At 60.8% G+C, this 21,244-nt stretch carries 19 protein-coding genes and 1 pseudogene; 6 read left to right on the top strand and 14 right to left on the bottom strand.

What is annotated here, in order from left to right; genetic code table 11:
* From ugpB to AC4PR2_RS14390, 7 genes and pseudogenes are all read right to left on the bottom strand, one after another.
* Positions 1–1,354 (bottom strand): annotated as a pseudogene (ugpB, locus tag AC4PR2_RS14420) (sn-glycerol-3-phosphate ABC transporter substrate-binding protein UgpB).
* A 312-nt stretch (positions 1,355–1,666) separates the two neighbouring features.
* Positions 1,667–2,854, bottom strand: coding sequence for an aminotransferase-like domain-containing protein (locus tag AC4PR2_RS14415; protein ID WP_049202437.1), 1,188 nt, complete (start codon positions 2,852–2,854; stop codon positions 1,667–1,669).
* 44 nt (positions 2,855–2,898) lie between these two features.
* Positions 2,899–3,600: a high-affinity branched-chain amino acid ABC transporter ATP-binding protein LivF gene (gene livF, locus AC4PR2_RS14410; RefSeq protein ID WP_038874157.1), complete on the bottom strand. Its 702-nt coding sequence runs from the start codon at positions 3,598–3,600 to the stop codon at positions 2,899–2,901.
* 1 nt (position 3,601) lies between these two features.
* Positions 3,602–4,372: a high-affinity branched-chain amino acid ABC transporter ATP-binding protein LivG gene (gene livG / locus AC4PR2_RS14405; protein ID WP_025304904.1), complete on the bottom strand. Its 771-nt coding sequence runs from the start codon at positions 4,370–4,372 to the stop codon at positions 3,602–3,604.
* Positions 4,369–5,652 (bottom strand): high-affinity branched-chain amino acid ABC transporter permease LivM, encoded by a 1,284-nt coding sequence (locus tag AC4PR2_RS14400; protein WP_060441197.1) that lies wholly within the window; start codon positions 5,650–5,652, stop codon positions 4,369–4,371. The genes livG and AC4PR2_RS14400 overlap by 4 nt, the downstream gene beginning before the upstream one ends.
* A complete protein-coding gene (gene livH / locus AC4PR2_RS14395; protein WP_038874154.1) occupies positions 5,649–6,575 on the bottom strand; it encodes a high-affinity branched-chain amino acid ABC transporter permease LivH in 927 nt (308 codons plus the stop codon). Before livH ends, AC4PR2_RS14400 begins: the two co-directional genes overlap by 4 nt.
* A 117-nt stretch (positions 6,576–6,692) precedes the next feature.
* Complete coding sequence (locus AC4PR2_RS14390; protein ID WP_025304902.1) at positions 6,693–7,808, bottom strand: branched-chain amino acid ABC transporter substrate-binding protein; 1,116 nt, start codon at positions 7,806–7,808, stop codon at positions 6,693–6,695.
* Positions 7,809–8,213: 405 nt separating this feature from the next.
* Here AC4PR2_RS14390 and panM point away from each other — a divergent pair, with 405 nt between their 5' ends.
* Genes panM through AC4PR2_RS14375 form a run of 3 tightly spaced genes read left to right on the top strand, consistent with a single transcriptional unit; the run spans position 8,214 to position 11,882 of the window.
* On the top strand, positions 8,214–8,606 hold the full coding sequence (gene panM, locus AC4PR2_RS14385; protein ID WP_172905232.1) for an aspartate 1-decarboxylase autocleavage activator PanM: 393 nt from the start codon (positions 8,214–8,216) through the stop codon (positions 8,604–8,606).
* Positions 8,603–9,820: a DUF3142 domain-containing protein gene (locus AC4PR2_RS14380; RefSeq protein ID WP_337046937.1), complete on the top strand. Its 1,218-nt coding sequence runs from the start codon at positions 8,603–8,605 to the stop codon at positions 9,818–9,820. Before panM ends, AC4PR2_RS14380 begins: the two co-directional genes overlap by 4 nt.
* A gap of 43 nt (positions 9,821–9,863) precedes the next feature.
* Entirely contained in the window at positions 9,864–11,882 is a 2,019-nt protein-coding gene (locus AC4PR2_RS14375; protein WP_376788280.1) for a hypothetical protein, read from the top strand.
* Positions 11,883–11,946: 64 nt separating this feature from the next.
* Here the strand turns inward: AC4PR2_RS14375 and rpoH are convergent, their stop codons facing one another.
* The 4 genes from rpoH to ftsY form a co-directional block, all read right to left on the bottom strand.
* Positions 11,947–12,804, bottom strand: coding sequence for an RNA polymerase sigma factor RpoH (gene rpoH / locus AC4PR2_RS14370; RefSeq protein WP_038874147.1), 858 nt, complete (start codon positions 12,802–12,804; stop codon positions 11,947–11,949).
* Between the two features lie 317 nt (positions 12,805–13,121).
* Complete coding sequence (gene ftsX, locus AC4PR2_RS14365) at positions 13,122–14,075, bottom strand: permease-like cell division protein FtsX (protein WP_033636680.1); 954 nt, start codon at positions 14,073–14,075, stop codon at positions 13,122–13,124.
* Positions 14,065–14,736 carry a cell division ATP-binding protein FtsE gene (gene ftsE, locus AC4PR2_RS14360; protein ID WP_004934337.1) on the bottom strand — a complete coding sequence of 224 codons (672 nt, stop codon included), beginning with the start codon at positions 14,734–14,736 and terminating at the stop codon, positions 14,065–14,067. The genes ftsX and ftsE overlap by 11 nt, the downstream gene beginning before the upstream one ends.
* Positions 14,737–14,741: 5 nt before the next feature.
* On the bottom strand, positions 14,742–16,394 hold the full coding sequence (gene ftsY / locus AC4PR2_RS14355) for a signal recognition particle-docking protein FtsY (RefSeq protein ID WP_337046939.1): 1,653 nt from the start codon (positions 16,392–16,394) through the stop codon (positions 14,742–14,744).
* 242 nt (positions 16,395–16,636) lie between these two features.
* On the opposite strand from ftsY, the gene rsmD reads away from it, so the two are divergent.
* Both rsmD and AC4PR2_RS14345 read left to right on the top strand, forming a co-directional pair.
* Entirely contained in the window at positions 16,637–17,257 is a 621-nt protein-coding gene (gene rsmD / locus AC4PR2_RS14350) for a 16S rRNA (guanine(966)-N(2))-methyltransferase (RefSeq protein WP_033636678.1), read from the top strand.
* Positions 17,247–17,519, top strand: coding sequence for a DUF1145 family protein (locus AC4PR2_RS14345; RefSeq protein ID WP_004934327.1), 273 nt, complete (start codon positions 17,247–17,249; stop codon positions 17,517–17,519). The genes rsmD and AC4PR2_RS14345 overlap by 11 nt, the downstream gene beginning before the upstream one ends.
* 3 nt (positions 17,520–17,522) lie before the next feature.
* Here AC4PR2_RS14345 and AC4PR2_RS14340 read toward each other — a convergent pair whose 3' ends face one another.
* Positions 17,523–17,879 carry a DUF2500 domain-containing protein gene (locus AC4PR2_RS14340; protein ID WP_060424177.1) on the bottom strand — a complete coding sequence of 119 codons (357 nt, stop codon included), beginning with the start codon at positions 17,877–17,879 and terminating at the stop codon, positions 17,523–17,525.
* Positions 17,880–18,037: 158 nt separating this feature from the next.
* On the opposite strand from AC4PR2_RS14340, the gene AC4PR2_RS14335 reads away from it, so the two are divergent.
* Positions 18,038–18,664 (top strand): lysoplasmalogenase, encoded by a 627-nt coding sequence (locus AC4PR2_RS14335; protein ID WP_049200035.1) that lies wholly within the window; start codon positions 18,038–18,040, stop codon positions 18,662–18,664.
* Positions 18,665–18,704: 40 nt separating this feature from the next.
* Here AC4PR2_RS14335 and AC4PR2_RS14330 read toward each other — a convergent pair whose 3' ends face one another.
* Together AC4PR2_RS14330 and AC4PR2_RS14325 are read right to left on the bottom strand one after the other, a co-directional pair.
* Entirely contained in the window at positions 18,705–19,082 is a 378-nt protein-coding gene (locus AC4PR2_RS14330) for an AprI/Inh family metalloprotease inhibitor (protein ID WP_038874139.1), read from the bottom strand.
* A 55-nt stretch (positions 19,083–19,137) separates the two neighbouring features.
* Complete coding sequence (locus AC4PR2_RS14325; protein ID WP_060424182.1) at positions 19,138–20,601, bottom strand: serralysin family metalloprotease; 1,464 nt, start codon at positions 20,599–20,601, stop codon at positions 19,138–19,140.
* Positions 20,602–21,244 lie beyond the last annotated feature (643 nt).

Genomic DNA, 21,244 nt, shown 5'->3' with positions numbered 1-21,244 from the left:
TTACTTGGTTGATGCTTCGAAACGGCGCAGCAGCACGTCACCGCGCTGCACGGCGGCGTCCAACGCCTGCTGAGGCGTTTTCTTACCGGTCCACACGCCTTCCAGCTCCTCATCCACCACGCTGCGGATCTGCGGCATGTTGCCCAGGCGCAGGCCCTTGGTGAACGGCAACGGCGGCTTGTTCAGCATCTGGCGAGTGGCGACGTCGGCACCCGGGTTCTTGTCGTAGAAGCCCTGCTGCTTGGTCAGATCGTAAGCCGCGGTGGTGATCGGCAGATAGCCGGTCTTCTGGTGCCATTCGGCGGCGATTTCCGGCTGTGCCAGGTACTGCAGGAACTCGGCCACGCCCTTGTAAGTGGCGGCGTCTTTGCCGTTCATCACCCACAGGCTGGCCCCGCCGATGATGGCGTTCTGCGGCGCGTTTTTCGCGTCGGCGTCGTACGGCATCATGCCGACGCCGTAGTTGAATTTGGCGTAGTGCTTGATGTCCGCCAGCGAACCGGAAGAAGCGGTGGTGATGGCGCAGTCGCCGTTATAAAACTTCTCGGTGGATTCGTCTTTGCGGCCGAAGTAGGTGAAATCGCCCTTCTTGTTCATCGCCTCCAGCAGCTCGATGTGCTTGACCTGCAGCGGCTTGTTGAACTCCAGCTTGGCGTTGGTGCCGCCGAACCCGTTGTTTTCGCTGGCGAACGGCACGCCGTGCCAGGCGCTGAAGTTCTCCAGCTGGATCCAGCCCTGCCAGCCGCTGGCGTAGCCGCACTTCATGCCGGCCTCACGCAGCTTGGCGGTATCCGCCGCCAGCTCCTGCCAGGTTTTCGGCGGCTGGTCCGGGTTCAGGCCGGCCTTCTTGAAGGCGTCTTTGTTGTAGTACAGCACCGGCGTGGAGCTGTTGAACGGCTGAGACAGCAGATGGCCGCTCTTGTTGTCGGTGTAATAGCCGGCTACCGTCGGCACGAACACCGACTCGTCGAAGTTGATGCCGGCCTCTTTAAACACTTCGTAGACCGGTTTGATGGCCTTGCTGGCCATCATGGTGGCGGTGCCCACCTCGTAAACCTGCAGGATCGCCGGCGCCTTGCCGGAGCGGTAAGCGGCGATACCCGCCGCCAGGCTCTGTTCGTAGTTGCCTTTATAAACCGGCACAATCTTGACGTCGCTGTGCGACTGGTTGAAGCGATCCGCCAGGGAATCCACTTCCTTACCCAGTTCGCCTTCCATCGAATGCCAGAACGGGATCTCGGTCGCCTTCCATCGAATGCCAGAACGGGATCTCGGTCGCCGCCAGCGCCTGAGTGCTGACCGCCAGGGTCAACGCGACGCACAGCGTGGTTTTGCGAATAGCGTAGGTGAGCATGCCTAACTCCTGAAAAAAGCTGGTGTAAAAGCGCGTGAGCGAAAAGAATCAATTCTTGATGAGGGAGTGCCCCCTATAGCTTTCGAGTTGCAGCTAGTCGGCAACCTGCTGGCACCCTGGAGCTTAGCTAACTAAGTGACAGGGGGGCAGTCGGGCAGCCAACAACGCTGCGGCTCGAAAGATGACGGGGGATAACATGCCATGCGCGGATGACAGAAAAATAACCGCTATATGACAGCCACATGACGGCAAGGTGAAGTGAAGATGGCGGTTTGATGTCGGCGGCGGGCATAGGCTCCGCCGCCGCGAGGATTACAGCGAACGGCGCAGACGCGCCACCGCTTCCTGCATCTGCTGTTCGGTGGCGGTGGCGAACGACAGGCGGAAGGTCGAACGATCCGGGTTGTCGGAGAAGAAGTATTCCCCCGGCACGAACACCACGCCCTGCTGCAGGGTAGCGTTCAGCCATTCGGTGGCGTTGAACGGCTGGCGGAAACGTGCCCACAGGAACATGCCGCCCTTCGGCTTATCGAAGGTGATGTAGTCGCCCAGCTCCTGCTCCACCAAACCGGCCAGGATCTCGCCCTTCTGTTTGTAGGCGGCGCGGATCTTGTCGATCTGCGCCGGCAGGCGGCCCAGGCCGAGGTAGCATTCGACGATGCTCTGCGACAGCGCGCTGGCGTGCAGATCCGCCGCCTGCTTGATGATCGCCACTTTATGCAGCAGGAACGGCGGCAGGATCGCCCAGCCCAACCGCAGGCCCGGCGCCAGGATCTTGGAGAAGGTCGAGGTATAGATGATGTGGTCGGTGTTGCCCAGCACCCGCTGTGACACCTGATGCAGCGTCGGGTGGCGCTCTTCGGTAAAACGCAGCTCGCCGTACGGATCGTCTTCGATGATCAGGAAGTTATGTTCGGCGGCCAGCTTCACCAGCAGTTCGCGGCGCGCGGCGCTCAGGGTGATGCCGCTGGGGTTGCCGAAGTTCGGCACCACGTACACACCCTTGATGCGCTGGGTTTTCAGCAGCTCGGCCAGCTCTTCCACCACCATGCCGTCGCTGTCGGACGAGACCGACATGATGTTGGCTTCCGCCAGCTCCAACGTTTGCAGCGCCGCCAGGTAGGTCGGGCGCTCCACCACGAACACGTCGCCGGGGTTGACGATGGCGCGCATCACCAAATCCAATGCCTGCTGCGAGCCGGCGGTAACCATCACCTCTTCCGCGCCAGCGGTGACGCCGCGCTCGGCGCACAGCGCGCAAATGCGCTCACGCAGTAGCGGGCTGCCCTCGGTCAGGCCATACTGGAACGCGCTTTTCGGCTGTTCGGTGATCGCCTGCTGGGTGGCGATGCTCAATCCTTCGAAATCGAACAGCGCATCAGAGGGGATGCCGCCCGCCAGCGAAATGACGTGTTCCATCTTGCTGTGTTTAAGCAATTCACGGATGGCCGAACTTTTTACGTTAACGATGCGCTGCGCGAGTAACCCTTCTGTCTTCATTTCTTCTTCTCGTACCTGATTATTTTAATTCGTAGGGGGGCGGATTAACCGCCCAGATACGCCGACCTCACTGCTTCGTTGGCTAACAATGCAGCCCCCGTATCTTCCAACACCACGCGGCCGTTTTCCAGCACATAACCGCGGTCCGCCAATTTCAGCGCCTGATTGGCGTTTTGTTCCACCAGGAAGATGGTCATGCCCTCTTCCCGCAGCTGCTGAATGATGTCGAAAATCTGCTGGATGATGATCGGCGCCAGCCCGAGCGAGGGCTCGTCGAGCAGCAGCAGCTTCGGCTGGCTCATCAGCGCGCGGCCGATGGCCAACATCTGCTGCTCGCCGCCGGACATGGTGCCGGCACGCTGGCTTCGGCGTTCCAGCAGGCGCGGGAACAGAGTGAACACCCGTTCGATGCGCTGTTGATACTGCCGGCGATCGGCGAAGAAGCCGCCCATCGCCAGGTTTTCTTCCACCGTCATGCGCGAGAAGACGCGCCGCCCTTCCGGCACGATCGCCACCGCTTCGCGCATGATGCGCGAGGTTTGCCACTGGGTGATGTCCTGGTTCTGAAAGACGATGCTGCCTTCGCTGGCGCGCGGCTCGCCGCACAGGGTGCCGAGCAGCGTGGTTTTACCGGCGCCGTTGGCGCCGATTAACGTCACGATTTCCCCCTGGCTTATCGTGAGACTGACCTGATGCAGCGCCTGAATTTTGCCGTAATGGGCGGATACCTGATTGAATGACAACATATTATTCTTCGCCCAAATAAGCCCGGATCACGTCCGGGTTGTTGCGGATCTCCGCCGGTGTGCCCTGCGCCAGCGGCGTGCCCTGATTCACCACGTAAATGCGGTCGGAAATGCCCATCACCAGCTTCATGTCGTGCTCGATCAGCAGCACCGATACCTTATGCCGATCGCGCAGCTCGACGATCAGGTGATCCAGCTCGTCGGTCTCTTTCGGGTTGAGGCCGGCGGCCGGTTCATCCAGCATCAGCAGCTCCGGCCGGGTCACCATGCAGCGGGCGATCTCCAGCCGCCGCTGCTGCCCATAGGCCAGGTTGCCCGCCGAACGGTTAGCCATCTCCAGCAGGCCGACGCGCTCCAGCCACTCCGCCGCGCGCGCCAGCGCTTCGGCTTCGGCGCGGCGGAAGGCCGGGGTTTTCAGCAACCCGGCAAACACGCCGCTTTTCAGGTGCTGATGCTGCGCCACCAGCAGGTTTTCGATCACCGTCATTTCACGGAACAGCCGCACGTGCTGGAAGGTGCGCACCACCCCCATGCGGGCGATGGCCTGCCCCGCCAACCCTTCCAGGTGGCGATCGCGCAATTTGATGGTGCCGCCGGTCGGGCGGTAAAAACCGGTCAGGCAGTTGAACACCGTGGTCTTACCAGCGCCGTTGGGGCCGATCAGCGACACGATTTCACCTTCGTTCAGCGTCAACGCCACGTTGTTGACCGCCAGCAGCCCGCCGAAACGCATCGACAGGCCCTCCACCTGCAGCAAAGGTTGAACGCTCATGCCTGCTCCCCCTTACCCGCGTGAATGTCCGCCGCCTGCAGCTTCAGCTGCGGCCGTTTCATCGGCAACAGCCCCTGCGGCCGCCAAATCATCATCAGCACCATCAGCGCACCCAGCAGCAACATGCTGTATTCATTCAGATCGCGCATCAGCTCGCGCGACACCACCAGTAGGATCGCCGCCAGAATGACCGCGAACTGCGAGCCCATGCCCCCCAGTACGACGATCGCCAGTACGAAGGCCGATTCGACGAAGGTGAAGGATTCCGGGCTGACGAACCCCTGGCGCGCGGCGAACAGCGTGCCGGCAAACCCGGCGAAAGCCGCGCTGATGGTAAAAGCGGTCAGCTTGATGCGCGTCGGGCTGAGGCCCAGCGAGCGGCAGGCGATCTCGTCTTCGCGCAGCGCTTCCCAGGCGCGCCCCAGCGGCATACGCAGCAGGCGGTTGATGACGAACAGCGTCAGCACCACCAGCAGCAGCGCCACCAGGTACAGGAACACGATGCGATCGCTCGGATCGTATTTCAGGCCGAAGAAGTTATGGAAGGTATCCCAGCCGCCGTCGCGCACGCTGCGGTTGAACTCCAGGCCGAAGAAGGTCGGTTTCGGGATCTGGCTGATGCCGTTCGGCCCGCCCGTGATCTCGGTATTGTTCAGCAGCAGGATGCGCACGATCTCACCGAAGCCGAGCGTCACGATTGCCAGATAGTCGCCGCGCAGCCGCAGCACCGGGAAACCGAGCAGGAAGCCGAAGGCGGCGGTGACGATGCCCGCCAGCGGCAGGCTCTCCCAGAAGCCGAGGCCGTAATAGTGATTCAGCAGCGCGTAGGTGTAGGCGCCGATGGCGTAGAAACCGCCGTAGCCGAGCACCAGCAGACCGGACAAGCCCACCACCACGTTGAGGCCGAGGCCCAGCATCACGTAGATCAGCGTCAGGGTGGCGATATCCACCGTGCCGCGCGAAACCAGGAACGGCCAGGCGACCGCCGCGACGATGAGCAGAGCCGCCAACAGCTTTTGCCGCGGCGTGGTGCCGTCGAAGCTCGGCAGCACGAACGCCGGGCCGGAGACTTTTTTCAATCCCTGCTGCAGCAGCGGGCGCAACAGCTGGAAGAAAAAGACGATGACGCAGCCGATGCCGATCCACATCCAGCGCACTTCCGCCGCGCCGTGCACCACCAGCTTGGTGCCGTCCAGGCTGAGCTGCATGCCCATCAGGAACGACGCCATCACGAACAGCACCGCCGTGGCGATCAGCGCATTGAGCAGATTGAGTTTCATACTTTCTCAACCTCCGGACGCCCGAGGATGCCGGTCGGCATGATCAGCAGCACCACGATCAGCAACGCGAACGACACCACGTCTTTATATTCAGTGCTGAGGTAGGCGGAGGTCAGCGCTTCCGCCACGCCCAGCACCAGGCCGCCGATCATCGCGCCGGGAATGCTGCCGATACCGCCCAGAACCGCGGCGGTGAAGGCTTTCATACCGGCCATAAAGCCGATGTAAGGGTTGATGACGCCGTAGAACTGGCCGAGCAATACCCCGGCCACCGCCGCCATCACCGCCCCGATGACGAAGGTCAGCGAGATCACCCGGTCGGTGTTGATGCCCAGCAGGCTGGCCATCTTCAGGTCTTCCGCACAGGCGCGACAGGCGCGGCCCATGCGCGAATAACGGATAAACAGCGTCAGCGCCAGCATCGCCAGGAAGGTCACGAGCCAGATGATCAGCTGCATGGTGCTGATGGTGGCGGCGAAGCCGTTGCTTTCCCCCAGCACCCACTGGCCGGTCACCAGGCTGGGCAGCGCCAGATCGCGTGAGCCCTGCGTCAGGCTGACGTAGTTTTGCAGGAATATCGACATGCCGATGGCCGAGATCAGCGCAATCAGGCGCTTGGAGTTGCGCACCGGCTTGTAGGCCACCCGCTCGATGCTCCAGCCGTAGGCGCTGGCGATGACGATCGAGACCAGGAACGCGGCGCCGATCAGCAACCAGCCGACGTCGATACCGAGCATCATCAGGGCGGCGATGACGATAAAGGAGACATAGCTACCGATCATGTACACCTCGCCGTGGGCGAAGTTGATCATGCCGATGATGCCGTAAACCATGGTGTAACCGATGGCGATCAATGCATAGGTGCTGCCCAACGTTAAGCCGTTGAACATCTGCTGCAGAAAATAGAGGAGCTGCTCTGACATACTCTGAACCCTTGGCTGCGAAACCCGCCGGCGGAGAACCGGCGGGTAAAGGGAGACGGGGCCGGCAAGCCGACCCGCCGGGCGCAGCGGGCTGCGCCCCACCCTAATCATTATGGCTTATTTGATCGGTGTGGACGTGCCGTTGGCATGCCATTCGAACACGCCGAACTCGAAGCCTTTCAGATCGCCCTTGTCATCCCAGGTCAGCGGCCCCATCACGGTCTCCACCGGCTTGCCGGTTTTCAGATCCTTGACGATATCCGCCGGCTCCTGGCTGCCGCTGCGCTCCATGCCGGTGGTCAGCGACTGCAGCGCGGCATAGGTGGTCCAGACGAACGGGCCGGTCGGATCCAGCTTCTTGGCTTTCAATGCATCGACGATCGGCTGGTTGGCAGGCACCTGATCGTAGCGTTTCGGCAGCGTCACCAGCATGCCTTCCGAAGCGGCTCCGGCGATGTTGGACAGCGAGGAGTTGCCCACGCCTTCCGGCCCCATGAAGCGGGTGGTCAACCCGGCCTGCTTGGCCTGACGCAGGATCTGGCCCATTTCCGGGTAGTAACCGCCGAAGTACACGAAGTCGATATTTTCTTTCTTCAGGCGCGCCACCAGGGTGGAGAAGTCTTTGTCGCCGGCGGTGATGCCTTCGAACATCGCCACTTCGGTGCCCTGTTTTTTCAGGCTGTCGCGCACCGAGCGGGCCAGGCCTTCACCGTATTGCTGCTTGTCGTGCACCACGGCGATGCGCTTCGGCTTGATGTCGCTGAGGATGTATTTGGCGGCGGTCGGGCCCTGATCCGAGTCCAGGCCGGTGGTGCGCAGGATCATCTTGTAGCCGCGGGTGGTCAGATCGGCGTTGGTGGCCGCCGGGGTAATCATGATCACGCCTTCGTCTTCATAGATATCGGACGCCGGCTGGGTAGACGAGGAGCACAGGTGGCCGATCACGTAGCGAATGCCGTCGTTGATCACCTTGTTGGCGACCGCAACCGCCTGTTTCGGGTCGCAGGCGTCGTCGTATTCCACGCCAACCAGCTTGTCGCCCTTGATACCGCCCTTGGCGTTGATATCGGCAATCGCCTGGCGCGCGCCGGTAAACTCCATGTCGCCATACTGCGCGACCGGGCCGGACATCGCCCCGACGATCGCCACCTTGATGTCTTTCGCCATGGCCGCCTGGCTCATGGCCATCGCAATACAACCCGCCAGCAGTGCCTTACCTGTTGTTAATTTCATCCGCAAATCCCCATCTGTCGTTGTGAACGTACCTGTTGTGTTTGCCTGCGCCCGATCGTTATTGACCGCTTTTGTTATAAGTAATAATGATTTAGGCGTTTTATCGGCATTATTTTCTAATAAGACTTTATTTTTCATGCCATTAAACAGGAATTTTCTTCTGCAAATCAACTTCATCCGGCAGAAACAAGCGGTGTAAACAGGATAAAATTCGAATTAAATCTGCGCTCTTTACCTTGAGGCGTAGTGCGTTGTGCTGGTTAACAATCCGTTTACTAACTATTTACTCGGAAAATGCCCCGTGCAAAAAACATATTGCACAGTAATCGTACAGAAAAACTTACACAACGCTCTGCACAAGATCTATTACACTGTCGGCATCATTTAGCTGCGCGGAAATTCTGCATGAAACTGACCATCGAGCGCCTGACCGCGCTGTCCCCGCAAGACCTTATCGACCTCGGTAAAATTTGGCCGCACCAGCAGCCGGAACAGTGGCAGAGCTGGCTGAGCAACGGCAAGGCGCTGTTCGCCGCCCGCTTCAACGAGCGGCTGCTGGGGGCGGTGAAAATCGCGCTGCAGGACGACCGCGCCGAACTGCAGGACCTGCTGGTGCGCGAAGTGACGCGCCGCCGTGGCGTCGGTCTTTACCTGGTGCAGGATGCGCAGCGTCAGCTGCCGCAGGCCGCCCACTGGCAGCTGTCGACCGCCGGCCTGGCGCCGCGCGAACGCGGGGAAGTCGATAACTTCATGCGCGCCTGCGGCTTCGCACCGCAGGGCGATCTCTGGCAAAAATGAAACGCCGGCTGGCGGCGCTGGTCTTGATTGCGCTGGGGCTGGCGGCCGCGCTCCTCGGGCGCCAGCAGGCGCTGCGCCTGGCCTCAGGCTGGGATCAGCAGGTTTATGTCTGGCAGCGGGTCTGGACGCCGCAGCACGCCGATGCGCTGGCGCACAGCCGCGATCTGTTCGGTGGGCTGCGCGTGCTGGCGCTGCAGGTACATCCGCGCGAGGGCTGGCGGGAGATCCCAGCCGATCTCAGCCTGCTGAAGCAGGACGGCCGCCCGCTCTGGCTGGTAGCACGCCTCGACGGCCAGCTGCCGCAGCTGGACCAAGAAGCCATTATCCAGCGTCTGCTGGCGCTCACCCAACGCTGGCAGGCGGCCGGGCTGCCCGTCACCGGCGTCGAGATCGATCATGACGCCGCCACCGCCCGCCTGCCGGACTACCAGCGCTTTCTACAGCGGCTGCGCCAACGGCTGCCCACCGCTTTGCAACTCGGCATCACCGCCCTGCCGGCTTGGATCGGCTCACCCGCTCTGCCCGGCGTACTGCAGCAGGCCGACAGCTCCGTCCTGCAGGTGCACGCGGTGCTCTCGCCGCAGCAGGGGCTGTTTGACGGCCCCTTGGCGCTGCGCTGGGTGCGGCAGTACGCCGCCGTCACACCGAAGCCGTTTCGCGTCGCGCTGCCGGCCTACGGCATGGCGCTGCTGGGGTTTGATGCGCAGGGCGCGCAGGTGGAGAGCGAATCCTCGCTGCGCGTGGCGGGCAACGGCCGCGAGCTGACGGTCGCGCCGCAGCAGATCGCCGATTTTCTGCAGACGCTGGCGCAGCAAACGCCGCCCCGGCTGCGCGGCATTATCTGGTTTCGCTTGCCGCTGGTGGACGATCGGCGCGCCTGGTCGCTCGCCACGCTGCGAGCGGTGATCGAACGGCGGCCGCTGAACGTCGACTGGCAGGTAAAATTTAGGCCTCAGCCACAGCAAAACGGGCTGTATGATCTGATAATTCATAACAACGGGCTGGTGGACGCCCCGCTGCCGCAAGAGGTGGTCATCCACGCCGACGACTGCCTGGCAGCGGACGCGGTCGGCAACTACCGGCTGGAATCCGCACCGCAACGGCAACGCTTTATCCGCATCAGCGGCGACCAGCTGCGCGCCGGGCAATCCCGGCCGCTGGGCTGGCTGCGCTGCCAACAACTGACGCCAGGAGGCACCCTTGTCACACCTTGATTCGCGCGCGGCACGGAACACCCGCCGCCTTCTTCCGCTGGCCATGCTGATCGGCGCCGCGCTGGCGCTGCCGCTGAACGGCTATGCCTGCGGTCCGGATTTTCCTAACCGGCTGCTGATCGACCGCAACGGCACCCTGCTGTATATGCCGGAGGGCAATTTCGCCTTCGAAGCCGGCCGGCTGGTGCCGGCGGATAAGCAGCTGCCGCGCTGGCAAGCCCCGCCGCCGCCGATGCCGCCGAAACCGATGCCGCAGTCGCCGGAAACGGTGGCGATCGGCAAAATGCGCGCCGCCAAAACGGTGGAAGAGGCTGACGCCGTCAATACTCAGGGGTTGTCCAACGCCGCGCGCCTTTATCAACTGGGCGCCGTCGCTTTCGCCAGCCACGATCCGCGCGCCACAGAGTATTTCCAGCAGGTGCTGAAGCTGCCGGCCGCCGAACAGGGCGACTGGGGACTGCGGGCGCAGTATTCGCTTGGGCGGGTGTTGATGAATGACCACGGCACGCCGATGAATGAATCGGGTGAAGCGGCGCCCGCCGCCGAGCATCCGCCTAAAGCCGAACTTGAACAGGCGCTGGCGGCGTTCCAGCAGGTGATCGATCGGGTGAAAAGCGGCGCCGCCGACCCCGATCAGCTGGCGCTGAGCAGCCTCGGTCAGCAGGCGCGCATCCACCTGTGGCTGGGTGACGTCGCCCCCGCCGCCCACCTGTATGCACAGCAGGCGGCGCAGGGCGATCCGAGCGGCGGGCAGTCGCTGCAGTACGTCTCCAGTTTCCTGGTCAATCCCGACCATCTGGAAACGCTGAAACAGGTTATCGGCGATCCCTTAATCCAACAGCTGGTGACCATTGAACTGTTCGCCCGCAGCGGCAACCTGCAGATGGCGGATACCGACGGCAACGGCCGCTCCGCACAGATCATCAGCCAGATCCTGACGCTGCTGGACGGCACGGTGAAAAGCGGCTTCGCCGGCAGCGATCGGCTGGCGGCATTGGCCTACCGTTCCGGGCAGTACCCGATGGCGGCCAGCCTGCTGAAAAACGCCGGCGACAGCGGCCTGGCGTGGTGGCTGCGCGCCAAAATGGCGCTGCGTGACGGTGACGTGAAAGCTGCCACCGCCGCCTATGCCAAGGCGGCAAGCGCATTCCCCGCCGACGAAAGCTGGGGCGAACAGCGCAACGCCGACTTCGTCGCGGAAACCATCGTGCCCGAGTGCCGGGTGGCCGGCGAACAGGCTATCCTGGCGCTCAACCGCGGCGACTATCTGCAGGCGATGGACCTGCTGTATCGCGGCAAGGCGATCTACTGGGCCGACGTGGCCGACGTGGCGGAGCGGGTGTTGACCGTCGATGAGTTGAAAGGCTTTGTCGATAAGCACGCCCCGGCGCCGACGACGCCGCTCAAGCCGGTTAACCCGGACGACTACGGTGGCCAGCAGATCACGCCGGAAGTGCAGCTGCGCGAACTGTTGGCGCGGCGCTTGATGCGCGCCGGGCGGGCCGCAGAGGCGCAGGCCTACTTCGATATCCCCAACTACCGCCAGGCGGCGCAGCAGTATGCCGACGAGCTGAAGGCCGCCAAGGACAAGTCCGCCGCGCCGCTGACGCGCGCACAGGCTTACTATCGCGCCGCCAACCTGCTACGCGCCCAGGGGCTGGAGTTTACCGGCTATGAGATGACGCCGGACTACGCCATCTATGGCGCCGGCTATTCCTATCTGGGGGATGCGTTCGATACTCGCGAGCTGAAGCACAAAAGCTGGATAGACAGCGCAGAAGCGGCGCGCGCCAAGGCGGCGCTGCCGGCGCAGGACAACCGTTTCCTGCACTATCGCTGGCAGGCCGTGGGGTTGGCGCAGCAGGCGGCCGATCTGCTGCCGCCGAAAAGCCAGGCCTACGCCGCCGTGCTGTGTAACGCCGCCAGCTGGGTTATCAAGCGTGACGCCAAGACCGGCCGGGCACTTTATCAGCGCTACATCAACACCGGCACCCGCTACCCGTGGGCGGCAAAATTCGGCTACGACTGCCCGGCGCCGGACTTCGCCACTGTTGCGCCATAACGCCGAATTTCAGGCATGAAAAAGCCCGGCTTGCCGGGCTTTTTTTTTCGAATATCGCATCGACTCAGGCTTCAATCGCCATTTTCAATTTCTTCATGGCGTTCTTTTCCAACTGGCGCACACGCTCGGCGGAAACGCCGTACTGATCGGCCAGCTCCTGCAGCGTCGACTTGTTGTCGTCGTCCAGCCAACGGGCGCGGATGATATGCTGGCTGCGCTCGTCCAGACCTTCCAGCGCATAGGCCAGTTTGTCTGCGGCGTTGCTTTCCCAGTTATCTTCCTCGATGCCTTCGGCGAAGTCGGAGCTCTTGTCCTGCAGGTACAGCACCGGCGCCATCGCCTGGCCATCGCGGGCCTCATCGTCCGGAGTCGGATCGAAGGTCATGTCCTGCGCCGCCATGCGAGATTCCATCTCGCGCACGTCTTTGCTGGTGACGCCCAGCTCGCGGGCCACCAGTTCCACTTCGTCCTGGTTGAACCAGCCCAAACGCTGTTTGGTTTTGCGCAGGTTAAAGAACAGCTTGCGCTGCGCTTTGGTGGTCGCCACTTTCACGATGCGCCAGTTGCGCAATACGTACTCGTGGATTTCCGCCTTAATCCAATGCACCGCAAAGGAAACCAGACGCACGCCGACTTCAGGGTTGAAGCGGCGAACGGCTTTCATCAGGCCGATATTGCCTTCCTGAATCAGATCCGCCTGCGGCAGACCGTAGCCTGAATAGTTGCGGGCAATATGAGCGACAAAGCGCAGGTGAGACAGGATGAGCTGCTTAGCGGCATCCAGATCGCCCTGATAATGCAGCCGTTCAGCCAGCTCCCGCTCTTCCTCTGCCGTCAGCATCGGATAGGCGTTGGCTGCCCGGATATAGGCTTCCAAGCTACCTTGGGGTACTAAGGCTAAAGTTTGCATTTCTTTGGTCATTCAAACCCTCTCTATGAGAATACAAAATCATGCAGGTGATTATTACAGCGGGGAAATGATTGATTCTACGGCAGTTGCTGAAGCAAAAGCGGTTCCACACGCCGGGCACCTTAACATTTGCTGCAATTTTTGACCGTACTCCGCCCTATAAGTTCACCCTTTTTTGCAAGCATTGTTGCTGACAATACGTGACGAAGGTGCAGGCCGATAGGGAATTTGTGCGCTAAGAAGAGAGGTGTGGTGCTGACTTCGCTTGAGGTCACTCTTCTCCCGCAACGCGATCAAAAGCAGCAGGAGAAGAGTATACCAAAAAAATCTTACTGTGGTGTAAATCGGCGTAAATGTTGCACTGTCGCCAGCCAGGCGGCGATCCAGCCGATCATCGCGGAGATGATCAGCAGCAGGAGCGCCTCGTCCCAGCCCAGCCCGTGCAGGGTGAAGGTGGTGCCGAATACCTTGGCGACCCCGGCGACGACCGACTCCAGCTGCCACACCAGCGCGCCGGAGAGCACCAGCGACAGCAGCGCGCCGGCAAAGCCCAGCATCGCCCCGCCGTTGAGGAACGGCCGCAGGATAAAGCCGTCGGTGGCGCCGATCAGCTTCATCACGTTGATGGTGTCGCGACGGCTGAAGATGCTCAGACGCACGCTGTTGCCGATCACCAGGAACACCGCCACGATCATCAGCACGCCGATGATCGCCGCGATCTGGCCCGCCAGCCCGGTCAGCGCCGCCAGGCGGGCAAACCAGCTGTCATCCATACGCACTTCTTCCACGCCCTGCACCGCCGCTACACGATCGCGCAGGGTGTTGAGGGTGTCCGAACTCTGGAAGCTCATCTTCGGCGTGACGATCGCCACCGCCGGCAGCGGGTTCTCTTCCAGCATGTCCAGCGCGCCGCCAAAGCCCGACCAGTTGCGGAACTCGCCGCGCGCTTCTTCACGCGACAGGTAGTTCACCTTCTCCACGCCGGCTTCCGCCTTGATGGCGTCGAGCACTTTCAGCGCCGCGTCGTCATCGAGCGACTTATCCAGGTAGACCGTCAGCTGCGGCGTCGGGTACCACTGGCTGGCCGCGGTGCTGACGTTCTTCCACACGATGTAGCACACGCTAGGCAGCGTCAGGGAGATGGCGATCACCATCACCGTCAACAGCGTCGCCAACGGCTGGCGCAGCATGTCTTTGATGGCGTTCATCCAGGCGTAACGCCACTGTTCGCGCCAGCCGCCGCGCAGCGCCTTGCTCTTGGCGGTTTTTGCGTTATTGGCCATGGTGAGCGCCCCCTTGCATGCGGCCCTGGCTCAGCGTCAGGATGCGGTAATTACGGCGGGCGATAAGCCCGGTGTCGTGCGTCGCCATTAATACGGTGACGCCGACGCGGTTGAATTCTTCAAACAGGCGCAGAATGCCTTCCGACAGCGCGTCGTCCAGGTTGCCGGTCGGCTCATCCGCCAGCAGCACCGCCGGCTTGTTCACCACCGCACGGGCGATGCCCACGCGCTGCTGCTCACCGCCGGACAGCTGAATTGGGAAGTTTTTCGCTTTATCCAGCAAACCGACCTTGTCCAGCGCGGCGGAAACGCGGCGACGGATGTCTTCGGTGCTGGCGCCGGCGATGATCAGCGGCATCGCCACGTTGTCATACACCGTGCGATCCAGCAGCAGATGGTGATCCTGGAAGATCATGCCGATCTGCCGACGCAGGAACGGCACCTCACGGTTTTTCAAACGGCTGATGTCGTGGCCGCCAAACCAGATGTGGCCGGCGCTGGGCCGTTCGATACCGCAAATCAGTTTCAGCAGGGTACTTTTCCCCGCGCCGGAATGGCCGGTCAGAAACGCCATTTCCGCCGGGCGCAGATGGAAATCGACCCCCTGCAGCGCTTGCCGTCCGCCCAGATAAGCTTTACTGACCTGTTCAAAGCGAATCATCCGTATTAATCCTCTCGGGCAAAAAGTGCCTCAATAAAATCGTCAGCCTTAAACGGCCGCAAATCTTCGATGCCTTCCCCGACGCCGATATAGCGAATCGGGATACCGAACTGATCGGCGATGGCGAAGATCACCCCGCCCTTGGCGGTACCGTCCAGTTTAGTCAGCGTGATGCCGGTTAAGCCCACGGCCTCATTAAATAATTTCGCCTGACTGACCGCATTCTGGCCGGTGCTGGCATCGAGCGTCAGCATAACCTCATGGGGGGCCTGGTCGTCCAGTTTTTTCATGACGCGGACGATCTTCTTCAGCTCTTCCATCAGGTGCGATTTGTTCTGCAGACGGCCGGCGGTATCGGCGATCAAGACATCGATGCCGCGCGCCTTGGCAGCCTGCACCGCATCGAAGATCACCGAAGCGGAATCCGCGCCGGTATGCTGCGCCACCACCGGGATGCGGTTGCGTTCGCCCCACACCTGCAGCTGCTCTACCGCCGCGGCGCGGAAAGTATCCCCCGCCGCCAGCATCACCGACTTGCCTTCCGCCTGGAACTGACGCGCCAGCTTACCGATGGTGGTGGTTTTACCCACGCCGTTCACGCCGACCATCAGGATGACATACGGGGTTTTCCCGCTGACATCCAGCGGCTGATCGACCTTGGCCAGAATTTCGGACATTTCCTCCTTCAGCTTGCCGTACAGCGCTTCGGCGTCTTTCAGCTGCTTGCGGCTGGCGTGCTGGGTCAGGGAGGTGATGATCTTGCGCGTGGTATCCACGCCGACATCGGCGATCAGCAGCTGTTCTTCCAACTCGTCGAACAGGTCGTCGTCGATCTTTTTACCGCGGAACAGCCCCATAAAGCCGGAGCCAAGGTTTTGCTTGGTCTTCAGCAGGCTGCGCTTCAGGCGAGCGAAGAAGCCTTCTTTGGTCGGGCGCTCCTGCTCTTGCGCAGCGGCCAGCGCTACAGGTTCAAGCAGCTCTTCTTCTTCCGGCTCGGGTTCTGGTTCGACGACAGGCTCAGGCTCGACGACCGGCTCGGGCTCAACGACCGGCTCAGGCTCAACAATCGGCTCTGGCTCAACAATCGGCTCAGGCTTGACGACCGGCTCAGGTTCGACGACAGGCTCTGGCTCAACGACCGGTTCAGGTTCGACAACCGGCTCAGGTTCAACAACTGGCTCTGGCTCAATGACCGGCTCAGGTTCAACAACTGGCTTTGGCTCAACGACCGGCTCAGGTTCGACGACCGGTTCGGGCTCAATGACTGGCTCTGGCTCAACGACCGGCTCAGGTTCGACAACCGGCTCTGGCTCGGCGATCGGCTGCTGCTGCGCCACTACCTGCTCGGTCACGCTGACAATCTCTTCGGCCAACGCTTGCGCCGTTGGGTGTTCGGCCGCCGCCGGCAGGTTCTCCGCGATTTGTTCGCCGGCCTGACCGTTATCCCACTCTCCCGGGGTGTCGACGGAGGCGGCAGGTTCAGATTCCTGGGCGGGGAGCTTGTCATCCAGCTTGGCGGCTGCCGGTTCAGCCGGCGTCTCCGCGGCCTGAGGCTCCGCCTGCTCTACCGGCTGCTCAGGTTGCTGTTGCTCTTCTTCCTTTTCCTTCTGGCCAAAGCCCAGCCAGGAGAAAAACCCACGTTTCTTATCTTTTGCCATGTTATGACTCTACTCCGTACCGAAGGCTCGCTTACCCTACATACCTGAAGGATATATGCTGACAATAATCCGCCGAGTCTATCACTTTCCCTCGCGCAGCAACACGCATCCGGCATGCTTTCCGGTGTGAAATCAGACAACAAAGTTTTACCGTTCCCCCCGACGCCCGTCACCGGTAGAATAGGGGCAACTTTTCGTTAACCTCTGCGGCCCCGCGCCGCAAAAGAAATCAAACAACGCTTATGACAAGACTCTCGCCACGGGCGGCGGCCAAAAAACCGCCCCAGGCCGCAGCCGGACAGATCCGCATCATCGGCGGCCAATGGCGCGGTCGCAAGCTTCCGGTGCCGAACAGCCCGGGGCTGCGCCCCACCACCGATCGGGTGCGCGAAACCCTGTTCAACTGGCTGGCGCCGGTGATTCAGGGCGCGCGCTGTCTGGACTGTTTCGCCGGCAGCGGCGCATTAGGGCTGGAAGCGCTGTCGCGCTACGCCGGCAGCGCCACGCTGCTGGAATTCGAACGGCCGGTGGCGCAGCAGCTGGAAAAAAATCTGGCGCTGCTGCAGGGCAAAGGGGTGGTTATCAACACCAACGCGCTGAGCTGGCTGGCGGGCGAGGGCCAACCGTTTGACGTGGTGTTTCTCGATCCGCCGTTTCGCAAAGGCCTGCTGGCGGAGACCGCCTTGTTGCTGGAGCAGCGAGGCTGGCTGGCCGACGAGGCCTGGATCTATGTAGAAGCCGAGGCGGAAAGCGCCGCGGCGGACGTGCCTGCCAGCTGGCAGCTGCACCGGGAGAAGGTCGCCGGCCAGGTGGCCTATCGCCTTTATATTCGTTCGCAAGAGAAAACCGACCATGCTGATTAATCTGGGCCGCCTGCTGATGCTGTGCGTGTGGGGCTTCCTGCTCTCTAACCTGTTCCATCCGTTTCCCAAGCCGCTGAAGTATTTCATCGACGTGGCGCTGTTCTTTATGGTGGTGATGCACGGCCTGCAGCTGGTGCTGCTGAAATCCACCCAGCCGAAGGATCAGCCGATCAGCTACTGGCAAGAAGCCAAGATCTTTATCTTTGGCGTGTTCGAGCTGTTGGCCTGGCAGAAGAAACAGCCTCCCATCAAGAAGAAGTGACCGCTACGGCTGAACGGTGAAAGAGACAAAGCGCGTGCCCTGCATGTTCAACGTGCCCTGCGCGCCTTGTTCTATCGGGTTGTATTGCCACTGTTTCAGCCGAAGCTGGATGTCTTCACCGCCCTGTACCGGGCGGAACACCACCTCGTAATACATCGGCTCATTGACCAGCGGTTCGCGCTGCGGCGCACGGGTTTTGGCGACCGGGAAGCTGCGCTTGTCGCTCACCGTCACCTGCAGACTGCGCATCGGTGCGCGGTCGTTTTCCGCCTCCTGCTGGCGCTGTTTGAAGTAGCGTTGCGTGGCCAGCACGGCGATCAGCGCAATCACGGCGACAAAAAACAACGGTGGCTTACTCATCGGTTTCCCATTTCCTTCGCGGCCAAATCGGCGTAAACATAGCATTCTCAAGAAAGCATTGTCGATCGTCGGCAGGCTACCTACACTGAAATAAGAAGTGACATGGGTGACAGTTTGGAGCCGGTTGTTGCGGCTCCCTCATACATAAGGAAGACATAATGAGTTGGCCGTTCCTTGCCGTATTCTTTTCCGGTTGGCTGTTCGTCGACGCCTCATACCGTGGGCCGCGCTGGCAACGCTGGGTGTTCAAACCCGTCACGCTGCTGCTGCTGTTGCTGTTGGCCTGGCAGGCGCCGGTGCTCAGCGCGGCAGGTTATCTGATCGTACTCGGCCTGCTGGCGACGCTGATCGGCGACGCGCTGCTCCTGTTGCCGCGCGAGCGGGTGCTGTACGCCATCGGCGCCTTTTTCCTCTCCCACCTGCTGTATACCCTGAGCTTCGCCAGCCAGATGACGTTCAGTCTGTTCTGGCCGCTGCCGCTGGCGCTGCTGGCGATAGGCGCGTTGCTGCTGGCCACCCTTTGGACCCGGCTGGAAGAGATGCGCTGGCCGATCGTCACCTACGTGGCGATGACGCTGCTGATGGTCTGGTTGGCGGGCGAACAATATTTCCTGCGCAGCACCGATTTCGGCTTCTCGCTGCTGACCGGTACCTCACTATTGCTGCTGGCCAACGTGGTTTGGCTGATCAACCGCTACCGTTTCACCTTCCGCGCAGCGGACGCCATCGTCGCTTTCTGTTACTTCTCCGGCCACTTCCTGATCGTGCGCTCACTCTACCTGTAACGACCTGCCGCGGGTTCGGCACGCCGAACCCGTTCCCACATCAAGCCAACGCTTTCAACGTTAAGGCATCATCGGCGCCCAGCTGATTGCGATACAGATCGCCGTCGCGCGAGAAGAACGCCAGCGTGCTGCCATCCGCCCGCAGCAGGGCGATGCCGTCCGGCGCCGGGCGCCAGCCCACCACCTCGGCCGCAAACACGCTTTGCAGACAACGTTGCCGATCCACCAGCTGATAGCCGTTGGTTTCACTTTGCTCATTCGCCAAAAACTCGATTTGGCATTGCCGTTCGCTGTCGGCCACCTGCCATTGCCCCGCCAGCGACTGCGCGGTCGGCAGCGCCAGGCTGCCGGCCATGACCGCACTCGTCACCATCATGCCGCCCGCCGCCAGAGCGGTGCGCGTTAAAGTACCTTTCATACCGGGCTCCCGCATCACGCCCGGCCGAGACTGCGCCGGGCGTGTCGTTGCTGTGTTACACGATAAAGTCGGTGGCGACGTCTACCTGACCGACGATTTTCACCAGGAAGTCCGGCGCCTGATGACCCCCGATGTTCACCGCCAGATCGGTCACGTTGTTGGAAGCATTGTAGCTGAGCAATGCTTCACCGGCCGCGCCGCTGAAATGATCGACGAAGTGGATGAAATCGCTGCTCTGCGCCTCTTTGTTGAAGAACGACAGGTCAATTTTGTCGATCCCTTTCTGGAAGTCGCGGATCCAGTCCGAAGCACCCGGTGCAGAATCGCTGGCGGCAGAGAACACGAAGGTATCCTGGCCGGAACCGCCCCACAGCTCATCCGCCCCACCGCCGCCGAACAGCACGTCATTGCCCGCACCGCCTTTCAGGACGTTGTTGGCCGCATTGCCGACGATCACGTCATTGCCGGAACCGCCAATGGCGTTCTCGATGGTCACCCCGGCGGCGATCGAGACGTTGCCCTTCAGGCCGCCCACGTCGGAGAACGATTTCTCATTCAGGTTGATGCGCTGGTTAGCGGTATAACCGGAGAAATCGAAGGTATCGTTGCCGCCCGCATCCCAGACCGCAAAGATCACTTTCTGCGAGTTGCTGGTGGTGCTGAGGAAGTCACGACCGGTGTTGGAGTTAAAGCCGTACACGGTGTCGCCGGTGCGGGTCGACAGGTTGGCGCCATACAGATGTTGAATGGCGGCAATGTCATCCAGCAGAGGAGCAGCGGCGTAATGACCGCCGTTGTCCCCACCGGTGTTGGTTTCGCTCCAGTAGCTCATCAGGCTGAACTGACGGGTATCTTCCGCGTAAGTGACGTCGCGGTAGGTCGGGTTGCCTTCACCGGCGTTGTAATCGCCTGGATGGCTCAGGCCCAGCGCATGGCCAATCTCATGGGTGAACGTCTGGCGGCCGTAGTCTTCGGTCGCCGGATGCTTCACGTTGGACTGGTTGACGTTGTACCAGGTCTGGCCGCCCAGATCCTGGCCCTGCCAAATGGTGTTCGGCAGGAAGGCATAGGCCTGAGTGCCGTAATCATAGTGGCCGGGGCGATCCTGGCTGTAGTTGCCGAAGGTGATGTTGGCCTTTTGACCGGCCGCCACTTCGGTGAAGGTGATATTGGCGACGTCAGCCCAGGACTGCAGCGACAGCTTAGCCTGCTGCTGCTGTTCCGCGCTGAACTTGCTCAGCCCGGTGTCGCCGGCGACGTTGGTGGCAGAGAACTTATAGTCCGGGAAGGAGAAGGTTAATTTAACCGGTTGGCCAAATACCTTGTAACCGTTCCAGGTTTGGTTCTCACGGGTAATAAACAGCCCAGCTTGCTCGTTAGAAAATGAATCCTTGCCATTAATCTGAATCCCGTTGCCACGCTCATGATAATGCAGCAGGTCGGCTACAGCATCGTAGCCGGTTTTGGCGGCTGCGAAGTTGGATTCAGTAATTTCAATTGCCTTTTTAGTAGATTGCATTGGTTCGATTCCACTCATTATCTGATCGTTATCAATCAGACAGATAGACATAACCTCCCCGTAAGCTACGGTTAATGAACCTTAAGCTTGCTGGAAGGGGCTTATGCGCCGTTACCGGCAGTGTGTTAGGTAGAATTAATGCATATATATCAGCAAATAAGATTGCCATTAAAAATGGTAATCGATTCCAATTATAGGCAGGGCCGCGAAACTGAACATAAAATAATCAACCTTTTATTGTCTCAACGAAAGTTTGTTATGCTGCTTTTTAGGCTTATTTACAAAACAAATGAAACTTAACGAGGATAAGTTGGCACCAAACTTCAATAACAATGCGGCCTGCAGGCACAAGCGAATCATGCTGGCTTGGCATGGGTAAAAAGGTAAATTTTGCTAAAGCGTTATAGATTAATAACTCTTTATTATTAGGCCGGGCGACTTTTTAGTTTCTATAGGAATATTATTTTCTTATTTAAACTAACGGCAGTGAGGCTTTTCACCCAAATAGGGGATAAGAAAAGCCTATAGATTTAAATTCGCATTATTCATTATTGAATGAATACCCCTTTATACACTCGAACGCCGTTAGCAATAATTCTCATCCGGCGCTTGACTCTGGAGTTGACTCCAGGGTGTAGAGTCA

Source organism: Serratia sp. A07 (assembly GCF_058725505.1).
This window is presented reverse-complemented; position numbering and strand designations above follow the sequence as displayed.

What these genes read in the sequence shown, in the direction of transcription:
- AC4PR2_RS14325 (WP_060424182.1), bottom strand. Translation starts at nt 20,601, where the DNA reads ATGCAATCTACTAAAAAGGCAATTGAAATTACTGAATCCAACTTCGCA.
- rpoH (WP_038874147.1), bottom strand. Translation starts at nt 12,804, where the DNA reads ATGACCAAAGAAATGCAAACTTTAGCCTTAGTACCCCAAGGTAGCTTG.
- AC4PR2_RS14335 (WP_049200035.1), top strand. Translation starts at nt 18,038, where the DNA reads ATGAGTTGGCCGTTCCTTGCCGTATTCTTTTCCGGTTGGCTGTTCGTC.
- AC4PR2_RS14330 (WP_038874139.1), bottom strand. Translation starts at nt 19,082, where the DNA reads ATGAAAGGTACTTTAACGCGCACCGCTCTGGCGGCGGGCGGCATGATG.
- ftsX (WP_033636680.1), bottom strand. Translation starts at nt 14,075, where the DNA reads ATGGCCAATAACGCAAAAACCGCCAAGAGCAAGGCGCTGCGCGGCGGC.
- AC4PR2_RS14340 (WP_060424177.1), bottom strand. Translation starts at nt 17,879, where the DNA reads ATGAGTAAGCCACCGTTGTTTTTTGTCGCCGTGATTGCGCTGATCGCC.
- livG (WP_025304904.1), bottom strand. Translation starts at nt 4,372, where the DNA reads ATGAGCGTTCAACCTTTGCTGCAGGTGGAGGGCCTGTCGATGCGTTTC.
- AC4PR2_RS14400 (WP_060441197.1), bottom strand. Translation starts at nt 5,652, where the DNA reads ATGAAACTCAATCTGCTCAATGCGCTGATCGCCACGGCGGTGCTGTTC.
- panM (WP_172905232.1), top strand. Translation starts at nt 8,214, where the DNA reads ATGAAACTGACCATCGAGCGCCTGACCGCGCTGTCCCCGCAAGACCTT.
- AC4PR2_RS14390 (WP_025304902.1), bottom strand. Translation starts at nt 7,808, where the DNA reads ATGAAATTAACAACAGGTAAGGCACTGCTGGCGGGTTGTATTGCGATG.
- ftsE (WP_004934337.1), bottom strand. Translation starts at nt 14,736, where the DNA reads ATGATTCGCTTTGAACAGGTCAGTAAAGCTTATCTGGGCGGACGGCAA.
- livH (WP_038874154.1), bottom strand. Translation starts at nt 6,575, where the DNA reads ATGTCAGAGCAGCTCCTCTATTTTCTGCAGCAGATGTTCAACGGCTTA.
- AC4PR2_RS14415 (WP_049202437.1), bottom strand. Translation starts at nt 2,854, where the DNA reads ATGAAGACAGAAGGGTTACTCGCGCAGCGCATCGTTAACGTAAAAAGT.
- AC4PR2_RS14375 (WP_376788280.1), top strand. Translation starts at nt 9,864, where the DNA reads ATGCTGATCGGCGCCGCGCTGGCGCTGCCGCTGAACGGCTATGCCTGC.
- AC4PR2_RS14345 (WP_004934327.1), top strand. Translation starts at nt 17,247, where the DNA reads ATGCTGATTAATCTGGGCCGCCTGCTGATGCTGTGCGTGTGGGGCTTC.
- livF (WP_038874157.1), bottom strand. Translation starts at nt 3,600, where the DNA reads ATGTTGTCATTCAATCAGGTATCCGCCCATTACGGCAAAATTCAGGCG.
- ftsY (WP_337046939.1), bottom strand. Translation starts at nt 16,394, where the DNA reads ATGGCAAAAGATAAGAAACGTGGGTTTTTCTCCTGGCTGGGCTTTGGC.
- AC4PR2_RS14380 (WP_337046937.1), top strand. Translation starts at nt 8,603, where the DNA reads ATGAAACGCCGGCTGGCGGCGCTGGTCTTGATTGCGCTGGGGCTGGCG.
- rsmD (WP_033636678.1), top strand. Translation starts at nt 16,637, where the DNA reads ATGACAAGACTCTCGCCACGGGCGGCGGCCAAAAAACCGCCCCAGGCC.